The sequence below is a fragment of the Tianweitania sediminis genome (assembly GCF_017813335.1).
Taxonomy (GTDB): domain Bacteria; phylum Pseudomonadota; class Alphaproteobacteria; order Rhizobiales; family Rhizobiaceae; genus Tianweitania; species Tianweitania sediminis.
The window spans coordinates 113,753-134,528 of the sequence record NZ_JAGIYY010000006.1 but is presented as its reverse complement, the minus strand read 5'-3'; the positions used below and the strand labels follow the sequence as shown (position 1 = coordinate 134,528).

General features: G+C 61.3%; 19 protein-coding genes. 8 read left to right on the top strand and 11 right to left on the bottom strand.

The genetic code is table 11. The features are described from left to right. Positions 1 to 13: 13 nt before the first annotated feature. The 6 genes from J5Y06_RS16415 to hflX all read left to right on the top strand — a co-directional run bounded on the left by J5Y06_RS16415 (position 14) and on the right by hflX (position 7,630). A complete protein-coding gene (locus J5Y06_RS16415) occupies positions 14 to 2,284 on the top strand; it encodes a sensor histidine kinase NtrY-like (RefSeq protein ID WP_209336264.1) in 2,271 nt (756 codons plus the stop codon). Next, positions 2,274 to 3,638 (top strand): nitrogen assimilation response regulator NtrX, encoded by a 1,365-nt coding sequence (ntrX, locus tag J5Y06_RS16410; RefSeq protein ID WP_209336263.1) that lies wholly within the window; start codon positions 2,274 to 2,276, stop codon positions 3,636 to 3,638. The genes J5Y06_RS16415 and ntrX overlap by 11 nt, the downstream gene beginning before the upstream one ends. A 17-nt stretch (positions 3,639 to 3,655) precedes the next feature. Continuing rightward, positions 3,656 to 5,032: a Trk system potassium transporter TrkA gene (gene trkA / locus J5Y06_RS16405; protein WP_209336262.1), complete on the top strand. Its 1,377-nt coding sequence runs from the start codon at positions 3,656 to 3,658 to the stop codon at positions 5,030 to 5,032. 9 nt (positions 5,033 to 5,041) lie between these two features. Next, positions 5,042 to 5,902, top strand: coding sequence for a D-amino-acid transaminase (locus tag J5Y06_RS16400; protein ID WP_209336261.1), 861 nt, complete (start codon positions 5,042 to 5,044; stop codon positions 5,900 to 5,902). Positions 5,903 to 6,014: 112 nt separating this feature from the next. Further along, the gene (hfq, locus tag J5Y06_RS16395; RefSeq protein ID WP_209336260.1) at positions 6,015 to 6,266 is read left to right on the top strand and encodes an RNA chaperone Hfq; all 252 of its coding nucleotides are present in this window, start codon (positions 6,015 to 6,017) and stop codon (positions 6,264 to 6,266) included. Positions 6,267 to 6,280: 14 nt separating this feature from the next. Then, positions 6,281 to 7,630, top strand: a complete 1,350-nt coding sequence (gene hflX, locus J5Y06_RS16390; RefSeq protein WP_385932317.1) for a GTPase HflX — start codon at positions 6,281 to 6,283, stop codon at positions 7,628 to 7,630. On the opposite strand, the gene mazG is transcribed toward hflX, so the two are convergent. From mazG to J5Y06_RS16345, 9 genes are all read right to left on the bottom strand, one after another. Beyond that, entirely contained in the window at positions 7,627 to 8,448 is an 822-nt protein-coding gene (mazG, locus tag J5Y06_RS16385; protein ID WP_209336259.1) for a nucleoside triphosphate pyrophosphohydrolase, read from the bottom strand. The genes hflX and mazG overlap by 4 nt on opposite strands. A gap of 169 nt (positions 8,449 to 8,617) precedes the next feature. Next, the gene (locus J5Y06_RS16380) at positions 8,618 to 9,823 is read right to left on the bottom strand and encodes an ABC transporter substrate-binding protein (protein WP_209336258.1); all 1,206 of its coding nucleotides are present in this window, start codon (positions 9,821 to 9,823) and stop codon (positions 8,618 to 8,620) included. Positions 9,824 to 9,928: 105 nt separating this feature from the next. After that, on the bottom strand, positions 9,929 to 10,744 hold the full coding sequence (locus J5Y06_RS16375; protein WP_209336257.1) for an MBL fold metallo-hydrolase: 816 nt from the start codon (positions 10,742 to 10,744) through the stop codon (positions 9,929 to 9,931). Positions 10,745 to 10,747: 3 nt separating this feature from the next. After that, positions 10,748 to 11,539 (bottom strand): TatD family hydrolase, encoded by a 792-nt coding sequence (locus tag J5Y06_RS16370; RefSeq protein ID WP_209336256.1) that lies wholly within the window; start codon positions 11,537 to 11,539, stop codon positions 10,748 to 10,750. Then, positions 11,539 to 13,089, bottom strand: coding sequence for a methionine--tRNA ligase (gene metG, locus J5Y06_RS16365; RefSeq protein WP_209336255.1), 1,551 nt, complete (start codon positions 13,087 to 13,089; stop codon positions 11,539 to 11,541). Before metG ends, J5Y06_RS16370 begins: the two co-directional genes overlap by 1 nt. Positions 13,090 to 13,152: 63 nt before the next feature. Further along, positions 13,153 to 14,193 (bottom strand): DNA polymerase III subunit delta', encoded by a 1,041-nt coding sequence (locus J5Y06_RS16360; protein WP_209336254.1) that lies wholly within the window; start codon positions 14,191 to 14,193, stop codon positions 13,153 to 13,155. Continuing rightward, a complete protein-coding gene (gene tmk, locus J5Y06_RS16355) occupies positions 14,186 to 14,854 on the bottom strand; it encodes a dTMP kinase (RefSeq protein WP_209336253.1) in 669 nt (222 codons plus the stop codon). The genes J5Y06_RS16360 and tmk overlap by 8 nt, the downstream gene beginning before the upstream one ends. Before the next feature lie 71 nt (positions 14,855 to 14,925). Then, complete coding sequence (locus J5Y06_RS16350) at positions 14,926 to 16,113, bottom strand: D-alanyl-D-alanine carboxypeptidase family protein (RefSeq protein ID WP_209336252.1); 1,188 nt, start codon at positions 16,111 to 16,113, stop codon at positions 14,926 to 14,928. A gap of 48 nt (positions 16,114 to 16,161) precedes the next feature. Then, positions 16,162 to 17,319, bottom strand: a complete 1,158-nt coding sequence (locus tag J5Y06_RS16345; RefSeq protein WP_209336251.1) for a septal ring lytic transglycosylase RlpA family protein — start codon at positions 17,317 to 17,319, stop codon at positions 16,162 to 16,164. 247 nt (positions 17,320 to 17,566) lie between these two features. On the opposite strand from J5Y06_RS16345, the gene J5Y06_RS16340 reads away from it, so the two are divergent. Beyond that, entirely contained in the window at positions 17,567 to 18,313 is a 747-nt protein-coding gene (locus tag J5Y06_RS16340; RefSeq protein WP_209336250.1) for a glucose 1-dehydrogenase, read from the top strand. Positions 18,314 to 18,391: 78 nt separating this feature from the next. Beyond that, entirely contained in the window at positions 18,392 to 18,604 is a 213-nt protein-coding gene (locus J5Y06_RS16335; protein ID WP_209336249.1) for a hypothetical protein, read from the top strand. A gap of 3 nt (positions 18,605 to 18,607) precedes the next feature. Here J5Y06_RS16335 and J5Y06_RS16330 read toward each other — a convergent pair whose 3' ends face one another. Both J5Y06_RS16330 and J5Y06_RS16325 read right to left on the bottom strand, forming a co-directional pair. After that, positions 18,608 to 19,543 (bottom strand): NAD(P)H-dependent flavin oxidoreductase, encoded by a 936-nt coding sequence (locus tag J5Y06_RS16330; RefSeq protein WP_209336248.1) that lies wholly within the window; start codon positions 19,541 to 19,543, stop codon positions 18,608 to 18,610. A 53-nt stretch (positions 19,544 to 19,596) separates the two neighbouring features. Continuing rightward, on the bottom strand, positions 19,597 to 20,766 hold the full coding sequence (locus J5Y06_RS16325; RefSeq protein WP_209336247.1) for an ABC transporter substrate-binding protein: 1,170 nt from the start codon (positions 20,764 to 20,766) through the stop codon (positions 19,597 to 19,599). Between the last annotated feature and the right edge of the window lie 10 nt (positions 20,767 to 20,776).

Here is a 20,776-nt window from a genome sequence, read left to right as displayed (position 1 = left end):
TGATTTGCTGCAGATGACGTCCCACGCGACCGCTGCACCTGGCACGCTGCTGAGGCAAGGCAGCGGGGCCGAGAGCCGCAGGCTCCACGTTCTGCCCGGCATCATCGCCGTGGTAGGCGCTTTGGTAACGGCCGCCATTTCGTTCGTCATCCTGATGGGACTGACCCCGATCGTGCCGAATGAGAGCGCGACGCTGGCTTTGATTGGCATCAACGCGATTTTCGTGGCGACGCTGGTCGCGCTGATCGGGCGGGAAGTGCATCGCATCTATGCTGCACGCGCAGCTGGCCGTGCCGCGGCTCGCCTGCATGTGCGCATCGTCACCATGTTTGCCCTTGTGGCGGCGATCCCAGCGCTTCTTGTTGCGATCGTCGCCTCGATCTCGTTGGATGTGGGGCTCGATCGTTGGTTCGAGATCCGCACCAAGACCATTATCAACACCTCGCTTTCGATCGCCGAAGCTTATGTGCGGGAAAATGGCCGCAACCTTCAGGGTGCGACGCTTGCCATGGCGCGCGACCTCGACGCCGCGCGCACCGTTTACACGCTGGACCGCACTGGTTTCCGTGAACTGATGAGCCAGCATGTGCTTGGCCGGGCAATGGCTGGAGCGGCGTTGATCCGTGCGGACGGGTCCTTCGAGATGTCGGTTGATGGCCCGCAAAGCTTCGAGATTCCGCCCCCCCCAATCGAGGCCGTGCAAACGGCTGCAGACGGGAAGCCCGTGCTGATCGAGCCCCGCATCCGCAACATCGTGGGGGCGATCATTCGGTTGCAGGAAATACCGGACCTTTACCTCTACACCGTGCGTCTCGTGGACCCAGAGGTCATTCGCGCGCGCCAGATCGTGCGCGCAAACACCAGTGAATATCGTGGCCTCGAAAACAATCGGCGCACCACGCAGATCGCTTTCGCGCTGCTTTACCTGGGGCTGACACTGATCGTCGTCCTTTCTGCCATCTGGGCCGGAATCGCGGTTGCGGACCGGCTTGTTCGCCCAATCCGGCAGTTGATTGGGGCAGCCGACAAGGTCGCGAGCGGCAACCTCGATGCCGCCGTGCAGGTGCGCGGATCGGACGGAGATGTGGCGTCACTGGGCGACACCTTCAACAAGATGGTGCAGCAGTTGAAGTCGCAGCGCAACGACATCCTGACGGCGCGCGATGATGCCGAAGATCGACGCCGTTTTTCTGAAGCCGTGCTTGCCGGCGTGACCGCTGGCGTGATCGGCGTTGATCCCAAGGGCGAGATCCGGGTCGTGAACCGCTCGGCGCTGACCATGCTGGCGCTGCCGGTGGCTTCGGCAATCGGCAAGCGGCTGTCAGATGTTTTGCCCCACGTCGGCAAGGTTCTCGATACGGCGCGGCAGCTTGGACGCGCCGTTTACCGCGAGCAAGTGACCTTTTACCGGGCCGGTGCCGAGCGCACATTCAATGTGCAGGTCACCATCGAGGAAAGCGGAGAGGAAGCCGAGCGCTCCTATGTGGTGACGGTGGACGACATCACCGACCTTGTTCAAGCGCAGCGATCCTCCGCCTGGGCCGACGTTGCCCGGCGTATCGCGCACGAGATCAAGAACCCGCTGACGCCGATCCAGTTGTCGGCGGAGCGGATTCGCCGGCGCTACGGCAAGGTGATCACCGAGGATCGCGAGGTTTTCGACCAGTGCACCGAAACGATCATCCGCCAGGTTGGGGATATCGGGCGGATGGTCGACGAATTCTCGGCCTTTGCCCGCATGCCAAAGCCGGAGCTCAAGCTGATCGACCTGCGCGAAGCGCTGCACGAAGCATCGTTCCTGATAGAAGTGAGCAAGAGCGACATCAAGATCGAACGGGCGTTTGGATCAAGCTCCTTGTTCGGCTTCTTTGACAGCCGCCTTCTCAGCCAGGCCTTCGGCAACATCATCAAGAATGCCGCGGAAGCGATCGAAGGGGCGGAGCGAGCGGGCGGCGTCATTCGTGTCGAGGCCGAACAGACCGGCAGCACCATCCGGATCGATGTCATGGACAACGGCAAAGGCTTGCCGCGCGAAAATCGTCAGCGGCTGCTCGAGCCCTACATGACCACTCGTGAGAAGGGCACCGGCCTCGGTCTCGCGATCGTGAAAAAGATCGTCGAGGATCATGGCGGGCATCTCGAACTGCACGATGCACCGACGGATTTCCACGGCGGATGCGGCGCCTTGATCCGGATCGTGCTTCCCGCAGCAAACCGGCCGGAGCTCGACGCCGCCGGCATCTCCCAAGAACCCAAGCCTGAAAAGGTGGTCAATGGCCTCTGATATTCTCATTGTCGATGACGAAGCCGACATCCGCGACCTCGTCGCGGGGATCCTGGACGACGAAGGGCACGAGACTCGCACTGCGCATGATGCAGACAGCGCACTCGCTGCCATCAATGACCGTGCGCCTCGGCTGATCTTTCTCGACATCTGGATGCAGGGCTCGCGCCTCGATGGGTTGGAACTGCTCAACGAGATCAAGCGGCTGCATCCCAGCATTCCGGTCGTGATGATTTCGGGGCACGGCAATATCGAGACGGCGGTGACAGCGATCCGCTCCGGCGCTTATGACTTCATCGAGAAGCCGTTCAAGGCCGATCGGCTGATCCTGATTGCAGAACGGGCGCTGGAAAACTCCAAGCTGAAGCGAGAGGTTTCCGACCTGAAGAAACGGAGTGGCGACAACTTCGATCTCGTCGGCACATCGGTTGCGATGAACCAGCTGCGGCAAACGATCGAGCGGGTCGCACCCACCAACAGCCGCATCATGATCCTGGGACCTTCGGGGTCCGGAAAGGAGATGGCCGCGCGCGCCATTCACGCCCAGTCAGCGCGGAAAGCCGGTCCTTTTGTGGTTCTCAGCGCAGCGTCCATTACGCCGGACAGAATGGAAATCGAGCTTTTCGGCACGGAGTCGTCCGACGGCGGGGCGCGGAAGGTCGGAGCGCTGGAGGAAGCGCACCGGGGCATTCTTTACCTCGACGAAGTGGCCGACATGCCGCGCGAAACCCAGAACAAGATCCTCCGCGTCCTGGTGGACCAGCAGTTCGAGCGGGTCGGCGGCAACAAGCGCGTCAAGGTCGATGTTCGGATCATCTCATCGACCGCCCACAACCTTGAAAGCATGATCGCGCAAGGGCGCTTTCGTGAAGACCTTTACCACCGGCTTGCCGTTGTCCCCGTTTATGTGCCGGGGCTCGCCGAACGTCGCGAGGACATCCCTTTCCTGGTTGACGGCTTCATGCGCCAGATCGCCCAGAATGCCGGCATCCGGCCGCGCCGGATCGGCAACGATGCGCTGGCCGTTCTGCAAGCGCATAACTGGCCGGGTAACGTCCGCCAGCTCAGAAACAACATCGAGCGCCTGATGATCCTGTCCCGCGATGGCGACGAAAACGCGCCGATCACGGCGGACCTGCTTCCCGCTGAGATCGGGGACATGATGCCACGTGCGCCAAACCAGTCGGATCAGCACATCATGGCGTTGCCGTTGCGTGAAGCGCGCGAGCACTTCGAAAAGGAATATTTGATCGCGCAGATCAACCGTTTCGGCGGCAATATCTCGCGTACGGCCGAGTTCATTGGTATGGAGCGATCGGCGCTTCACCGGAAGCTGAAGTCGCTTGGCGTTTAATTGAGCTCGGATCTTCCATGAAAGTCATCATCTGCGGCGCCGGCCAGGTCGGCTACGGCATCGCGGAACGACTGGCGGCCGAACGCAACGACGTGTCGGTGATCGACGTGTCCGCGGACCTCATCCGCAACATCCGCGACACGCTAGATGTGAAGGGCTTTGTCGGGCACGGGGCACATCCCGACGTCCTGGCGCGTGCCGGCGCGCAGGACGCGGACATGCTTGTTGGCGTCACGCTTTATGATGAAGTGAACATGGTGGCGTGCCAGGTCGCGCACTCCTTGTTCAACGTACCTACCAAAATCGCGCGCATCCGTTCGCAATCCTACATGCTGCCACGCTACCAGGACTTGTTTTCTCGCGAAAACATGCCGATCGACGTGGTGATTTCTCCAGAACGCGAAGTCGGTGAAATGGTGTTGCGGCGCATCGCGCTGCCTGGTGCCACTGATGTGGTTCGCTTTGCCGACAATCGGATCGCGATGGTCGCCATTGAGTGCCTGGACGAATGCCCAGTGATCAACACGCCGCTGGCACAGCTGAGCGACCTCTTCCCCGATCTCATCGCCACCGTCGTGGGCGTCAGCCGGGAAGGGCGGTTGTTTGTGCCGCGTTCGGGGGATCAGCTGTTTGCCGGCGACCTCGCCTATGTGGTGATCGCAAAGGAGCATGTTCGCCGCACGCTCGGCCTCTTCGGGCATGACGAACAGGAGGCTACCCGCATTGTGATCGCCGGGGGCGGCAATATCGGCCTGTACGTCGCGCAAACGCTTGAAAAGGCGCAAAGCCGGACCCGAGTGAAGATCATCGAGAGCGGCCGCGAGCGCGCCAACGCGATCGCCGATGAGTTGCGGCGAACGGTGGTGCTTCACGGCAGCGCGCTCGACCACAAGCTCCTGAACGAGGCTGATATCGGCGATACCGACCTGATGGTTGCGCTCACAAATGACGATCAGGTCAACATTCTGTCGAGCGTCATGGCCAAGCGGCTTGGCTGCCGTTCAAGTCTCACGCTTATCAACAATCCCACCTACCAGGATTTTACAAATGCGCTCGGGATTGATGCGCAGGTCAACCCGCGATCAGTGACGATTTCGCGCGTCCTGCAACATGTCCGACGCGGCCGTATACGCGCCGTGCACAGCATTGGGCGAGGCGCAGCGGAAGTCACGGAAGCAGAAGCACTCGACACGTCGCCATTGGTGGGCATTGCCCTGCGCGATCTGCAACTGCCTGCCGGCCTGCGTATCGGCGCGATTTATCGTGACGGTGCGGTCCTGCGCCCGGCGGGTGACCTGCAGATCAAGTCCAAGGACCGCGTCGTGATGTTTGCGATGGCCTCCGCGGTCAAGAAGGTCGAACAAATGTTCCGGGTCAGCCTGGAATTCTTCTGAGGGGACAGCATGCCCAGGATTGCTTACGTCAACGGCCGCTATGTCGCCCATCGCGCCGCAGCGGTTCACATCGAGGACAGAGGTTACCAATTCGCCGACGGCGTTTACGAAGTGTGCGAGGTGGCACGCGGGTTCATCGTTGACAGCACGCGGCACCTGGACCGACTGGACCGATCGCTCCGCGAGCTCCAGATCGCGCAGCCCATGGCACGAAAGCCCCTGATCTCGGTCATGCGGGAGGTGATCCGGCGCAACCTGGTTACCGACGGCATGGTTTATCTCCAGGTATCCCGCGGCGTCGCACCCAGGGACCACGTGTTCCCGACTGGAATCAAGTCGGCGCTTGTGGTCACCGCCAAGCCCGTGGATCCCCGGCTCGGTGCCGCCAAGGCGGAGAAGGGGGTAAAGGTCATCACGGTCCCGGAAAATCGCTGGGAGCGCGTCGACATCAAGTCCGTTGGCCTCCTGCCCAACGTTCTGGCCAAGCAGAAAGCCAAGGAGGCTGGTGCACAGGAAGCCTGGTTCATTGATCCAGACGGGACGGTGAAGGAGGGCGCCTCGACCAACGCCTGGATCATCACCCGGGACGGTGTTCTGGTCACGCGTCCCGCCGAAACGGGCATTCTCCGGGGTGTGACCCGTACCACGCTGATCGATTTGGCCAAAAAGCTTGATCTCACCGTGGAAGAGCGCCCCTTCACGGTGGAAGAAGCCCAGGCTGCGCGTGAAGCCTTCATCACAGCGGCGACCACCTTGGTGATGCCCGTGGTGGAGATTGACGGACGACCCGTCGCGAACGGTCACCCGGGCACCGTTGCAGCATCCTTGCGCAATGCATTTTTTGACATTGCAGAAAAAATAAAGGCCTGATACCGGCTCTGCTGGCGGGAAAACGAAGTCGTCGAAAGACTGCTCCCGCAGAGCGCGTTAAGAACAAAAACCCGGCACCTCCTCAGCGAGGGATGATCGAAAGATAAGAACAATGGCGGAACGTACGCAAAACCTACAGGACCTCTTCCTGAACTCGGTTCGCAAGACCAAGAACCCGCTGACCATCTTTTTGATCAACGGTGTGAAGCTGACGGGTGTCGTGACTTCCTTCGACAACTTCTGCGTTCTTTTGCGCCGCGACGGTCATTCGCAGCTGGTTTACAAGCACGCAATCTCCACCATCATGCCGAGCCAGCCCGTCCAGATGTTCGACGGCGAGGACGGCGTCGGAAAAGCTGATTAAAGGACATCGAGCCGCTGACTGAATCAGGCTATTCGCCCCCCGGACCGGGTGAGGGAACATCAACCGGGCGGGCCATCGTGGTTGTCCCCGTGCTGACGCGACAGACGCGCGGCGAAGATGATTTCCAAGGCCGCCCAAGGCTTGGCCGCTCGCCTGATGCTCGCTTGGAAGAAGCCGTTGGCCTGGCGCTTGCGATCGACCTGGAGCCCGTATTTACCGACGTGGTCATGCTGGCTGATCCGCGGCCGGCGACCCTGCTCGGTAGCGGCAAGGTCGATGAACTCGCGGAAGTGGTGCGCGAAGCCAACGCCGATCTCGCCATCGTGGATCATCCGCTCACGCCCGTCCAGCAGCGCAACCTGGAAAAGGCGCTGAATGCAAAGGTGCTCGACCGCACCGGCTTGATCCTGGAGATTTTCGGCCGGCGTGCCCGCACCAAGGAAGGGTCGCTGCAGGTCGAACTAGCCCACCTGAACTACCAGCGCGGACGGCTCGTGCGCAGTTGGACGCACTTGGAGCGCCAGCGCGGCGGTGCCGGCTTCCTTGGCGGTCCCGGTGAAACCCAGATCGAGGCCGACCGCCGCTTGCTGCAGGACAAGATCCTGAAGCTGAAGCGCGAGTTGGAAACAGTGCGCCGGACGCGGGATCTGCATCGAGCCAAGCGCCGCAAGGTGCCGTTCCCGATCGTCGCGATCGTCGGCTACACCAATGCCGGCAAGTCGACGCTGTTTAATCGCCTGACCGGGGCTGGCGTGCTGGCAGAAAACATGTTGTTCGCCACGCTCGATCCGACGCTCCGCCGCGTGCAGTTGCCGCATGGAACGACCATCATCCTGTCCGACACCGTGGGCTTCATTTCGGACCTGCCAACCCATTTGGTGGCTGCCTTCCGCGCCACGTTGGAAGAAGTCGTGGAGGCGGATCTCGTCATCCATCTGCGCGACATCAGCGATCCTGACACGGCCGCGCAAGCCGAGGACGTAGAGCGTATTCTGCGTGATCTCGGGATCGACGCACAAGACGAGGAGCACGTCGTCGAAGTTTGGAACAAGGTGGACCTTGTGGACGACCAGACCCGTGAGCGCCTGCTGGAGCAAGGCAAGGGGCCAGTAATCGCAGTTTCGGCTGTCACGGGCGAGGGGATCTCCCACCTTACCGAGCTCATCGAGGCGCGTATCTCCGGCAAGCTGGAAGACATGCACCTCGTGCTGGGCAGCGACCGACTCAGGCTGCTCGATGGGATCTATCACAGCGGCGAAGTGACCGAGCGGGAAGATCGTGAGGACGGATCGGTGGCGCTGACGCTCCGAACAACGCAGAACCGCAAAAACGAAATTGAAGCCTGGATGCGCGACCCCGACTAGCGCGTTTTCGCCTGCTTCCAGAGAGCTTCCATCTCGTCAAGGCTGGCGTCCTCCAGCAAGCGGCCGTCTTCCTTCAGCGCCTGTTCTACAAAATGGAAACGGCTGCGGAACTTCGTGTTTGTGCCTTGCAGCGCCGCTTCAGGATCAATGTCCAGGTGGCGCGCGAGATTGGCGAGCGAGAACAGAACGTCGCCGAACTCATCCTTTTGAGCCGCCTTGTCGTTGGCGGATAGGGCCTGGCGAAACTCTCCAATTTCTTCCTCGATCTTGGCAAGGATCGGCTCAGCCTCGCTCCAGTCGAAGCCCACCTTGGCGGCTTTTTGCTGAAGCTTCAGTGCTCTGGTCAAGGCCGGCATGCCGACGGGGACGGAGTCCAGAAAGCCTGAACCGCTGTCCTCGGCGGTGAGGCCACGAGCTAACCGCCGCGCACGTTTTTCGGCCTTTTCTTCTGCCTTGATCCGCTCCCATTGACCTTTGGCCATGGTCCCGTCGGCAGCCCGTGCGACTTCGAAAACGTGCGGATGCCGGCGGATCATCTTGGTTGTGATGGCTTCCACCACCTCGCCGAAGGTAAAGGCGCCGAGCTCCGCGGCCAGCTGGCTATGATAAACGACCTGCAGCAGCAGATCGCCAAGTTCTTCACGAAGGTCATCCAGATCGTCGCGGGCAATCGCATCCGCAACCTCATAGGCCTCTTCGACCGTGTAGGGGGCGATGGTCTCAAAGGACTGCTCCAGATCCCAAGGGCATCCGGTCTGCGGCTCGCGAAGAGCCGCCATGATCTCAAGAAGGCGGGTGATGTCACGAGAGGGCTTCATGCGGCGTGTCTAGCGTGTTCGGGCAAGCCTCGGCAATCAGCCATCCACAACACCGTGTAAAAGTCGCATAAGATATATTATGGAACTTGTCGCCATCGCTGAATGTCCGTCCAGCCATAGAAAAGGCCGCGCGAACGGATCCGCGCGGCCAGTCCTTGTGTCGTTGGCCTCAGTTGACGAGCGGGCAGCCGCTTTCCGCAGGCTTGATGAAAGCCTCGTCGCCTGGGATCGTGGCGAGCACCGTGTAGTAGTCCCAAGGCGTATCGCTTTCGCCGGGCTTCTTCACCTGCATCAGATACATGTCATGGATCATGCGGCCGTTCGGCCCGACCTTGCCACCTTGCCCGAAGACATCGTCGATCGACATTGCCTTGAGGGTCTTCGCAACCGTGTCGGCGTCGTCCGATTTCGCCTGATCAACGGCCTTCAGGTAGGAAAGCACGGCAGAGTAAGTGCCTGCGTGAACCATGTTCGGCATTGCATTCGTGCGCTCGAAGAACCGCTGCGCCCATTCCCGAGTTTCGTCGGTGCGGTTCCAGTAAAAGCCTTCCGTCAAAACGAGACCTTGAGCCGACTCGAGGCCCAGGCCGTGCACTTCGGCAAGCGTCACGAGAAGGCCCGCAAGCCGCTGGCCGCCTTCAACGATGCCGAATTCTGCCGCCTGCTTGATGGCATTCACCGTATCCTGGCCGGCATTGGCGAGGCCGACGATCTTTGCGCCCGACGCTTGAGCCTGAAGCAGGAAGCTCGAATAGTCGGTCGCTGCCAGCGGATGGCGCACGGCGCCGACCACGGATCCGCCGTTGGCCTTTACGAAGTCTCCGGTCTGCTGCTCAAGGGAGTGACCGAAAGCGTAGTCTGCGGTGATGAAGAACCAGCTGTCGCCGCCTTCCTTCACGAGCTGGCCGCCTGTGCCGACGGCGAGCGCATGTGTGTCATAAGCCCAGTGGAAACCGTAGGGTGTGCACTGCTTGCCTGTCAGTTCCGCCGTGGCAGCGCCGGTGTTGATCGTGATCTTCTTTTTCTCGGCTGCCAGCGCCTGAACAGCCAAACCGACAGACGACGTGGTCAGATCCATGATCGCGTCGACCTGTTCCGTGTCGAACCATTGGCGCGCAATATTGGCTGCGATGTCGGCCTTGTTCTGGTGGTCGGCGTTGATGAGTTCGACGGGCTTACCGGCAACGGTCCCGCCGAAATCCTCGATCGCCATCTGGGCGGCCACCACAGAGTTCTTGCCGCCAAAATCAGCGTAAACGCCGGACTGGTCGTTCAGAATACCGATCTTCACCTTGTCGTCGCTCAGTTCCTGGGCAAGCGCCGTGGAACTCCAAGCGAGGGCAAGGGTGATGGTTGCGAGCGCGAATCTTTTCATGGAGCTCCTCCCAGAGCGGGTTGATATGCAGAGATCAGCACCGTGGCCCGCCAAAGCCCGCGTGACAATACGCCAAAGGTCGGATTGATGAGATCAGTCGCAACCTTAAGCCGTATCCGCGCCGATCTCGATGATCATGCCATCGTAGGCGGGTTGCACATTCGGCGGCGTTTCCTGTTGCACGAGCTCGTAATCCAAAGGGATGTGCATGTGCGTGAGCACCGCTTGTTTCGGCTTCAGACGCTCGATCCAGCCAAGCGACTCGGAAAGGGACAAATGGCTCGGATGGCTACGATATTGAAGCGCATCGATCACGAGGCAGTCGAGCTCGTGGAGCTCGGCAGCCGTTTCATCCGGATAATGGCTGACATCGGAGCAGTAGGCCAGCCGGCCCACCTTGAGCCCCAAGGAGATGATGTCGCCATGCACCTGCGGCAGGGGCTTGAAGGTGATCGGACCGCCCTTCCCCTCGATGGTGAAATCAACGAAAGGTTCGACGCGCCTGTCGCGCAGGATCGGCGGATAACTTGAACCCGGTGGAGTCGCGTAGCAGTAGCCGAAAGCCTGCTCCACGCGGCTGAAGGTGAAGGCGTCAGAATAGACGTCGATGCGTTCGCGTGTATCAAGGAAGAAGCTGCGCAGGTCGTCGATGCCGTGGATGTGGTCGGCATGTGCATGCGTCAGGACCACCGCGTCGATGGCATCCACTTCTGCGGCGATCATCTGCTCGCGGAAGTCAGGGCCTGTGTCGATCACCACGCGGGTGATGCCCGCGTCAGCTATGCGCTCCACCAGTGCGGCGGACCGACGTCGGCGGTTCTTTGGATTGCTCGGATCGCAATTGCCCCAATCTCCGTTGGGGCGCGGAACGCCCGGCGAGGAACCACAGCCAAGAATGGTCAGGCGCAGCCGGTCCGGCATTGGTCAGGAAGCCTGCGCCGGCTTGCGGCACTTGGTGAAAAGCCTGAAGAAATTCTCGGTCGTCAGGTCTGCCATGGCTTCAGGCGACAGGGCATGAACGTCGGCAAGCACCTTCGCCGTGTTTGTCACATAGGATGGCTCGTTGCGCTGCCCACGGTACGGCTGCGGCGAGAGGAACGGTGCGTCGGTTTCAACCAGCAGCCGATCGAGCGGGGTGTCGGCTGCAATTGCTCGCAAGGCATCCGACTTCTTGAACGTAAGAATGCCGGAAAAAGAAATATAGCCGCCAAGCTCCACGCCAGCCTTTGCCAAGGCTGCACCCGAGGAAAAGCAGTGCAAGATGAAGGGGAACGGGCCCTGCCCCGTTTCTTCGCGCAGAATGGCTTCCATGTCTTCATCCGCATCGCGCGCGTGGATCACCAGCGGGAGCTGGGTCTCCCGCGCGGCCGCGATGTGGTTGCGCAGCCCAGCGGCCTGCACCTCGCGCGGCGAACGGTCGTAGAAATAGTCGAGGCCGGCTTCGCCGATTGCCACGACCTTCGGCTCCTGCGAAAGCCGGATCAGCTCTTGGACGGAGATGTCCGCTTCTTCCGCGGCGTTGTGCGGATGCGTGCCGACCGAGCACCAGACATCATCGTAGGCGTCGACAATCCGGCGGAGTCGGTCGAACTGGCGAACGCGCGTGGAGATCGTCACGAGTGTGCGCACGCCTGCGGCCCGGGCGCGGGCAACAACCGCGTCTCGCTCTTCCTCGAAGTCGGGGAAGTCGAGATGGCAATGGCTATCAACCAGCATCAGGCCTGCTTCGCCTCCGGCTCCACATAGCGCGGGAACACGCCTTGCGGCTGCGGCAACGGCGTACCGGCCCGCAAGGAGCCATGGTCGCCGACTTCCGCAAAGACGCGCTTGTCTGCCGGGATATCGAGGAGGTCGAGCAGCTTGTCGGCGGAATCCGGCATGAATGGGGTGCAAAGGATCGCAACGCGGCGGATGGTTTCAGCCGTCGTGTAGAGCACGCTTTCCATCCGCGCTGGATCCGTTTTCTTGAGCGCCCAGGGTTCCTGCCCGGCGAAATAGCGGTTGGCATCCGCAACCACGGCAAAGATGGCCGCTAGCGCATGGTGGGTCGCCTGTTCGGCCATGGCCTGTCGTGCCGTTGCCAAGGCTGCGTTAGCCTGTGCAAGGATTGCTTGATCTTCGGGCTTTAGGTCCCCAGGCGTCGGCACCCTGCCCTCGCAGTTCTTAGCGATCATGGACAAGGAACGCTGCGCGAGGTTTCCAAGGTCATTGGCCAGGTCCGCATTGGTGCGGTTGACGATCGCCTCGTGGCTGTAGTTTCCGTCTTGGCCGAACGGCACTTCGCGCAACAAGAAATAGCGGACCTGGTCCAGACCATAGGCTTCCACCAGGGAAAACGGATCGACCACGTTGCCGACCGACTTCGACATCTTCTCCCCGCGGTTGAACAGGAAGCCGTGGCTGAAGACCCTCTTCGGCAGCGGCACGACGGCCGACATCAGGAAGGCTGGCCAGTAGATCGTGTGGAAGCGGGTGATGTCCTTGCCGATGATGTGGGCGTCGGCGGGCCAATATTTCCATCGCGACGCCTGAAGATCAGGGTAGCCTGCTGCCGTGATGTAGTTGGTGAGCGCATCCACCCACACATACATCACGTGCTTCTCGTCGCCCGGAACCGGGATGCCCCAATCGAAGGTGGTGCGGGACACCGAAAGGTCTTTCAGCCCCGACTTCACAAAGCTCATGATCTCGTTGCGTTTTTCAGCTGGCCCGATGAAGCCGGGGTTCTGCTCGTAAAGCGCAAGCAATCGGTCCTGATAGGCTGAAAGCCGGAAGAAGTAGCTTTCTTCCTCAACCCATTCCACCGGCGTTCCCTGGGGGCCGTAGCGGACGTTGTCCGGCCGAACCTCGGTTTCTTCCTCCCCGTAATAGGCTTCGTCCCGCACGGAGTACCAGCCGGCGTAGCCACCCTTGTAGATGTCGCCATTGGCTTCCATGGCCTTCCAGATCGCCTGGGAAGACCTGATGTGCCGCTCCTCAGTGGTGCGGATGAAATCGTCGTTGGAGGCGTTCAGCACCTGTGCCATGCGCTGGAACTCAGCCGCATTGCGGTCGGCCAGTTCGCGCGCCGAGATGCCTTCCTTGCGGGCGGTCTGCAGCATCTTGATGCCATGCTCATCCGTTCCCGTCAGGAAGAAGACGTCCTTGCCGTCCTTGCGCTGGAAGCGCGCCATCGCATCGGTCGCGATCAGCTCATAGGCGTGGCCAATATGCGGCTTGCCGTTCGGGTAGGAAATCGCGGTGGTGATGTAATAGGTTTCGGACATTCTTGATGCGGCCAAAATGGGAAAGCCAGCGTCTAGACCATCGCTTGCGCGATGGCCAGCGCGCTATCGCGCCTGATGGTTCCGAAGCGCCCTTACCATCGCCAGGACGTGCCCCTTCTTGTCGAGATTGTAGGCCTCGAGTTCGCCGATCTGGCGGTTGGCACTGTCCCAAGCGTCGGCAACCTTGGCGGCAGCTTCACCCATGCCCTGCTGGGCGAGTTCCGCGGCGCGTTCGGAAAGCCGATCAAGCACATAGGTGTTGAAGATGGCAAACTGCATGCCGGAGTCGCGCCCGCTCACTGCATCGGCCAATCGGTGGATGCCGGCGATATCGTGCGGATTGCCGGCCACCACTTTCTCAGTTGCTTCCGCGATTTCCAGACCGCCATGCAGGGTCAACATCAGGGCCGCGCGTGGACTGCCCTTTGCACGCCGCGCAATCTCGCTTCGCGCTACCTGGTCCTGCGCTCCGGATGCTCCGAACGCGTCAAGCACCTCGAAGACTTCCGTGTCGCTGAGCGAATGCAGCTTGATGGTCTGCGCGCGCGAGCGGATCGTCGGAAGAAGCCGGCCGGGAGAGTGCGAAATCAGCAGAAACAGAACCTTGGCGGGTGGCTCCTCAAGGCTCTTCAGAAGGGCGTTGGCCGCGCTGCGGTTCATGTCATCCGCCGGGTCGATGATTACTATCCGATAGCCGTCGTCATGAGTGCGCAGCGAAAGAAAGCGGCTAACGCGTCGGATTTCGTCGGCCGTGATCACCGTTTTGAACTTCTTGGCCTTTTCGTCGAAGGGCCGCGTAAGGTGCAGAACGCCGGGATGCGCACCGCTTGCGATCTGCCGAAACAGCGGTGAGCCACCAGCGCGGCACCAGTCCCCCGCGCGACTGCTTTCTCCGAGGAGCCGGGCAGCGAGATGAAAGGCCAGCGTGGCCTTGCCGATGCCTTGCTGGCCCGTCAGCAGGATTGCGTGATGAAGCTTGTTTCCGCCGATCGCCGCATCAAGAAGCGCGCGCGCCTCATGATGGCCCACAAGCGTCATCGTTTCCGAAGGCTCAGGCACGTCATCGAGGGAGTCATGCTGCAAAGGGGCAAGCCGCTCATACATCCGAACGTCGCTCCTGGCGCTTCGTGAGACTTGGAAGCCGCTCCTCAAGCGCTCCCCAGATCAGTTCCGACGTGAGTTCCACATCCTTGGAGGCGTCGATCACCACGCACCGCTCGGGTTCAGCTTCGGCGATTGACAGAAATCCTTTTCGCCGGTCGCGGTGGATCGCGAGTGCTTCCTTTTCAAACCGGTCGGCTTGATTGCTACCGCGCCGCTGGTTGGCGCGCGTGAGGCCGAGTTTCGGGTCGAGATCCAGGACAAGCGTCAGGTCCGGTAGCATTCCGTCAACGGCTGTTGTTTCCAGTTCGCGCATGAAGTCGGCATCGAGGCCTCCGGTCATGCCCTGATACACACGGGATGAGTCGAGATAGCGGTCGCACAGCACCACCTTTCCGGCATCAACGCCCGGTCGGATCACCGTATCCACGTGATCGGCCCGCGCTGCGGCAAACAGCATGGCTTCCACTTTCGGCCCAAACGGTTCGGCTGCACCTGAGAGCAGAACATGGCGCACGGCTTCTGCGCCAGGCGAGCCTCCAGGTTCGCGTGTCACCACCACGGCCCGGCCGAGATGGCGCAGGCGCTGAGCGAGCCACTCGATCTGCGTGGACTTGCCGGCACCCTCACCGCCCTCGAACGTGATGAAAAAGCCTTGAGCCAAGAAGCGTCACCTCAGGCCGTCATCGGCCTGAGCGCTTCTTAGAAGAGCGCAAGCGTCTTCGCCAGCGCCGCTTAACGCAACCAGCCGAAGGCTAACTCCTTCAGGGCATCCGAAGCCCGGCTTTGAAGCGTACCCTTGCGAACGTCGGCCGCAGCCAAAACGGGAAAACTCTTGGCCAATGTGGTGCCGATATGAACCTCGAGACTTCCCACGACGTCGCCGGACGCAATCGGCGCCTGCAAAGGTCCGTCGTAAAGAACACGAACCTGTACGGCGTCCCGCTGCGTGTGAGGAACAAAGACGCTAATGGAAGCCGGCGTCTTGAGGGGCACCTCCGCCACGGTTCCACCAAACACCTGAGCGCTTCCGATTTCCTCGCCCGCGGCAAACAAGGGTGACTGGTCGAAGCCATTCAGCCCATAGTCGATGATCCGCCGTGCTTCTGCGGCGCGCTCGGCTTCACTAGTCATGCCGCCCAGCGCCGCGAAGACCCGCTGCCCGTTCTGCTCGGCGGAGGCAAGAATGGCGTAGCCGCTTGCTTCCGTATAGCCGGTGCCCATGCCATCCGCGCCGATCTCCAGCCGCAAAAGAGGGTTGCGGTTTCGCTGAAAGATCTTGTTCCAGGTGAAATCCGGTTGTGAGTAGATCTTGTAGAAGTCGGGATAGGTGCGCCAGATATGCTCGCCGAGCTGGGTGAGTTCACGCAAGGTGACTACCTGCCCTTCCGCCGGCAAGCCTGTGGAATTCTTGAAAACGGATCGGGTCAGCCCGATTTCGGCAGCCCGCTTGTTCATCAATTCGACGAAAGCCGCTTCCGAACCCGCGAGCCCTTCCGCGATGATGATGCACCCATCGTTGGCAGACTGGACGATAACGCCCTGGATCAGCTCATGCAGCGTGAGCTGCGACTTCAGCGCGGCGAACATGGTTGAAGTTCCGGATGGGGCGCCGCCGGTGCGCCAAGCATGTTCACTGACGGTGTAAACATCTTCCAGCCTGGCTTGGCCCGTTTTCACGGCGTGAAAGACAACCTCCATGGTCATGAGCTTCACGAGCGAAGCCGGCGGGATCAGCTTGTCGGGATCACGCGAAAAGAGCACCGTGCCGGTCGCGGCATCCACCATAAAGGCTTGCGGTGCCACCGTGTCGAAGCCCGCGGCTTCAGGTTCCGGCTTTGCTGCAAAGGCACTGCCCGCCACCGCCAAGGCAAGCAGCGTGCAACCGACCCCTGCCCCGCGCCACCCGCCGATCGACCTCATTTTTCCTCCACCTGCAGCCGAGCCTAGCGAAGAAATGCGGGGGCTCCGTCAGTCTCGTACAACGAAGGCATCGGAAGCACCATGCCGCCAAGCGGCCTGAAGAAGATCGTCCAGATCGTCCTGCCGGTTCGGCTTCAAACTCACGGCAACGCCAGCGTCGCTCACATCAAAGGCAACTTCGCCGAGCGATGCAAGGGCGCTCGTGGCGGCAATGGCTTCCGCCTTGGTACCATAGGTGCCAACGGCAACGTAACCTGCGCCCCCATTGTTCTCTTTCCAGCTTTGCGCCACGACCTTGGCCGCCACCGCTTTGGTGTCGAAGGCCCTGAAGGCGATCGCCGCCTTCTCAACCCTTTCCTGTGCGTAGGACAGAGTGGAAAGCGGGGTGTTGGCCATCTGAATGGAGGCCGGCCGATCTGGCGCCATCGGCCCAAAATCCGGCAGGGTCAGGGATGCCGTGGCGATACCCGCAAATGCCGGCAGGCTTCGGGCTGCGGCAGGCGAAGCCTGGGTGGGCGTCGAACCCATCATGGCGATCATGACGCCTGTCGGCAGGCCGTCGCTGGGGTCCATCGTCTTGCCGCCACCTGGGCGGTACGAGGCCATCAGGAAGTTGTCGTCCTTCCCGTGCAGCGGTGCCCGGCCGACATAGTCGACCTTCACCTCGGCCATGCCGGCATGGGCATAATCGAGCATTTCCGCCGCCTTGCGGGACAGGTCGATTACCCGGCCCCGTTCAAACGGCCCGCGATCATTGACGCGAACAATGACGGAGTTGCCGTTCTTCATGTTCGTGACGCGCGCGTAGCTCGGCAGCGGCATCGTTGGATGTGCGGCCGTCAGATGGGTCATGTCGTAGATTTCGCCGTTGGCCGTCAGTCGGCCGTGAAACGCGTCCCCGTACCAGGAGGCTTCCCCGACCTTTGTATAGCCCGGCTCTTCCTTGGGGTGGTACCAGCGACCCTTGACCATGTAGGGCTTGCCGACCTGATCGCGGCCGCCGCCGCGTGGCAGCTTGGTGCGCAAGTTGCTGACCCGCGGACTGGCTTTCACGCCATAAGCGGACTCAGCGAAATATTCCTTAGAGCGCTTCTTTGTTTGACCAGTCTGCTTCTGAGGTGCTGCGCAGGACGCAAGTGCAGCGGCTAGAGCAGCGATGGCAGCAAAGCGCACAACACGACCGACGCCTCGATCGGCAAATGACATGAGACCCCATTCTCCACGTACGCTACACAGGCCGTTATCCGGCTCGTGGACCCCAACCGCCCCTCTGCGGCGACTGCACTTCCTTGTTCTGCACAAAGGACCTTAGCACTGCATTAATGAAATGCGGCAGCAACATGGCCGACTCAGGACGTCCTGCCATGATGCGGCCTCCGCGGCTGCCGTTGACAAGCTCCGGCGCCTCGCTTCTAAGCCTCCGCTCAAGCCGACAGACAAGGAGTTGTTCGAGATGCGGTTAGCAAACAAGGTCGCCGTGGTGACAGGTGGCGGGTCTGGTTTCGGTGAAGGCATCGTTCGCAAATTCGTTGCCGAAGGCGCGAAAGTGCTGATCGCGGACCGCAATCTAGAGGGTGCAGAGCGTGTCGCCCGCGATTTTGGCGAGAGTGCCAAAGCTTTTGAGGCCGATGTCGCGACGCAGGGCGGGTTTGAAGCCATCTTGGAAGCGACGCGCAGTGCTTTCGGGGGGATCCACATCCTTGTCAACAATGCCGGCGTGGGGCACCTTCCCCAGCCGCTCGATACTGTCGAGGAAGACGTTTTCGACCGTGTTGCCAGTGTCAACATGAAGGCGATCTATTTCGGCGCGAAAGCGATCGTGCCGGTGTTCAAAGAACAGCGCTACGGTGCAATCCTCAACGTCGCGTCCACCGGTGGTGTGAGCCCGCGGCCGAACCTCACGTGGTACAATGCTTCCAAGGGTTGGCTGATCACCGCAACGCGCGGCATGGCAATCGAGCTGGCGCCGTTCGGGATCCGGGTGAATGCGATCAATCCGGTCGCCGGCGACACGCCCCTCCTTAAGACCTTTATGGGCGAGGACACACCCGATGTGCGGGCCAAGTTCCTGTCCACCATTCCGCTCGGCCGTTTCTCGACGCCGGAAGACATGGGCAACGCTGCCGCCTTCCTGTGTTCGGATGAAGCCAGCATGATCACCGGCGTGGCCATGGAAGTCGACGGCGGCCGCTGCATCTGATCCCCGGATCACACGGCTCGCCGCGCGGAACCTCCTTGCCTGCATCGTGTTAAAGGACACCAGGCAAGGAGATCTTCAATGCGTCGTCGTGAATTGTGGGCGTTGGTATTGGCCATCGTATTGATCGGCGCAGTTTGGATCATCCACAGCAGCCTCGACACAGCCATAGACCCTGACACGGCGCCGGTGCAGCGTAGCGACGACCAAAATACGAACACCAACGCGCCCAACGAGCAGGTCGCGCCAGCTGGCACAGAAGGTGTGCCGAACCCGCCCGCTTCGACAGACTGACGCTCAAAAGCCGGCGAGGCTTGAACCGCCGCTCGTCGCGGAAAGGTAGTCGCTCCGCAAGCGTGCGATGAGTTCGGCAGCGGGCGGACAGTCGTCAACCGCGCCGACGCCTTGCCCTGCTGCCCAGAGGTCGCGCCAGGCCTTTGCTTCGCCCGTTCCGAAATCAAGCTCGCCTGGTGGCGTCAGGTCATCGGGATCACGACCTGCCGCGGCAAGGCTCGCCCGCAAGAAGTTGCCGGGAATGCCGCTGACGGCTGGGGTGTAAACAATATCTGCCGCGCGCGCGTCGAGCAGCATCTGGCGCTGACGCTCCACCGCCAGGCTTTCCGCGGTCGCCATGAAGCGGGTCCCCATGTACACCATGTCGGCGCCCATCAATCGGGCGGCGGCGATCTGGCGGCCCGTGGAGACCGCGCCCCCCAGAAGAAGCGTTCCGCTGAAGATCTGCCGGATCTCGTGCAGGGCGGCGAAAGGACTGATCAGGCCCGCATGGCCACCGGCGCCGTATGTTACGGCGATCAAACCGTCTACACCCGCTTCAGCTGCCTTGGCGGCGAATTTCAGGTTCGTGACATCGTGAAACACCCGGCCACCATAGGCCTGCACCGCTGTGATCAGGTCACGGTTGAGCCCGAGCGAGGTGATTACGAGCGGCACCTTGTGGTCAATCGCGATGGCGAGATCGGCTTCCAATCTCGGATTGCTGCGGTGAACCACCAGGTTGACGCCAAACGGTGCCGCCTGGGGAGACAGCCGCTCCTCAATTTGCGTCAGCCAGTCGGCGAAGCCCGCCGCGGTGCGCTGGTTGAGCGCTGGGAACGAACCCACGACGCCGCTATTGCAGGTTTCAACAACAAGGTCGGGTCCTGAGATCAGGAACATGGGAGCTGCCACGACTGGCAAGCGGATACGGTCGAGCCAGTCGGCAGGGATCGCCATTTCGTCTCCAGTTTGGGATCGGAGCCCGGCCGCGGTGGCCGGGCCCCATTGCGTCAATAGTCGGTGAAATCCGTCAGCCGCTTGAAGCTCTTGTCAGCAGCGTTCAGTTGGTAGATCGCCAGCGCCGTGCCGGAAAGCTGTTGCTCATTGTCGAAGCTGATCGGCGCTGCGACGCCCTGCGTGTCGAAGTTCTTCAAGCCGCGCAGCTTTTCGATGGTGCAGTCGCGGGTCAGTTCCTGGCCGCACTGCTTCATCGCTTCGGCCAAGGCACTCAGGCCGACATAGGTCACCAGAGTATAGCGGTTGATGGCCGCCACTTCCTCTTCGCTCGCGTATTTGCGCGCCTTTTCCATGAATCGGTCGTAGTCGGGGCCATTCAGCGCCACATAGTCGGCGACGAGGTAATCGTAGCCTGCCGGCGCCGAAAGGTTCACCGAGGGTGGCATGTCCTCGCTCCAGACGCTGGCCACCTGCATGTCCATGGAAAGCTTTCGCGCTTCGCCAAGGATGTTTGCAGCGCCGGCAATGATGCCGCCGTTGGCAAGCACGTTGACCCCGGCCTGCTTCATCTGCGCCACTTCGGCTGCGAAGTTCGCGGTGCCCTTCTTGAAACGCACACGCAAGCCGTCCTTGACACCGAACTCCTCGATCGCACGCTCGTAGCCGTGCTCGATCGCCCCGCCAAAGTCGTCGTCTTGGCGGATCAAGCCGTAGACGGGGTTTTCCGGCTCAAGGTTTTCGTGGATGTACTTCAGCTGACCGTAGAAGGCATCCGAATAGCTGCCGCCGATCGTGAACACCGAGGGGCGGACCGGATCATAAACCAGCTCGTTCGGAGCGGTTGTTACAACAGTGGGAAGGTTGTTTTCCTCGATCAGCGGCATCATTGCGAGAACGTTGGCCGTTCCCGACGTCCCGTTCAGCGCAAAGATCTCGTCGACCTCGATCAGCTTCGTCAAAGCCTGGAAAGAACGCGCGGGGATATAGCCGTCGTCTTCCGTGACGATGGTGATCTTGCGGCCGTTGACGCCTCCCGCCTCGTTGATCTCGGCGGCGGCAATCTTGGAGCCGACGGCCACCGCTCGTCCGATGAAGGACGCCGGTCCCGTCATGATGTTGACGTCACCGATCTTGATCTCAGTGTCGCTGACGCCCGGGTCCGCGGCATAGCTCGCGGTGGACGCCAGCAAGCAGGCGGTCAGTGCTAGAAGCTTGTTTCTCATGGTTCTCCTC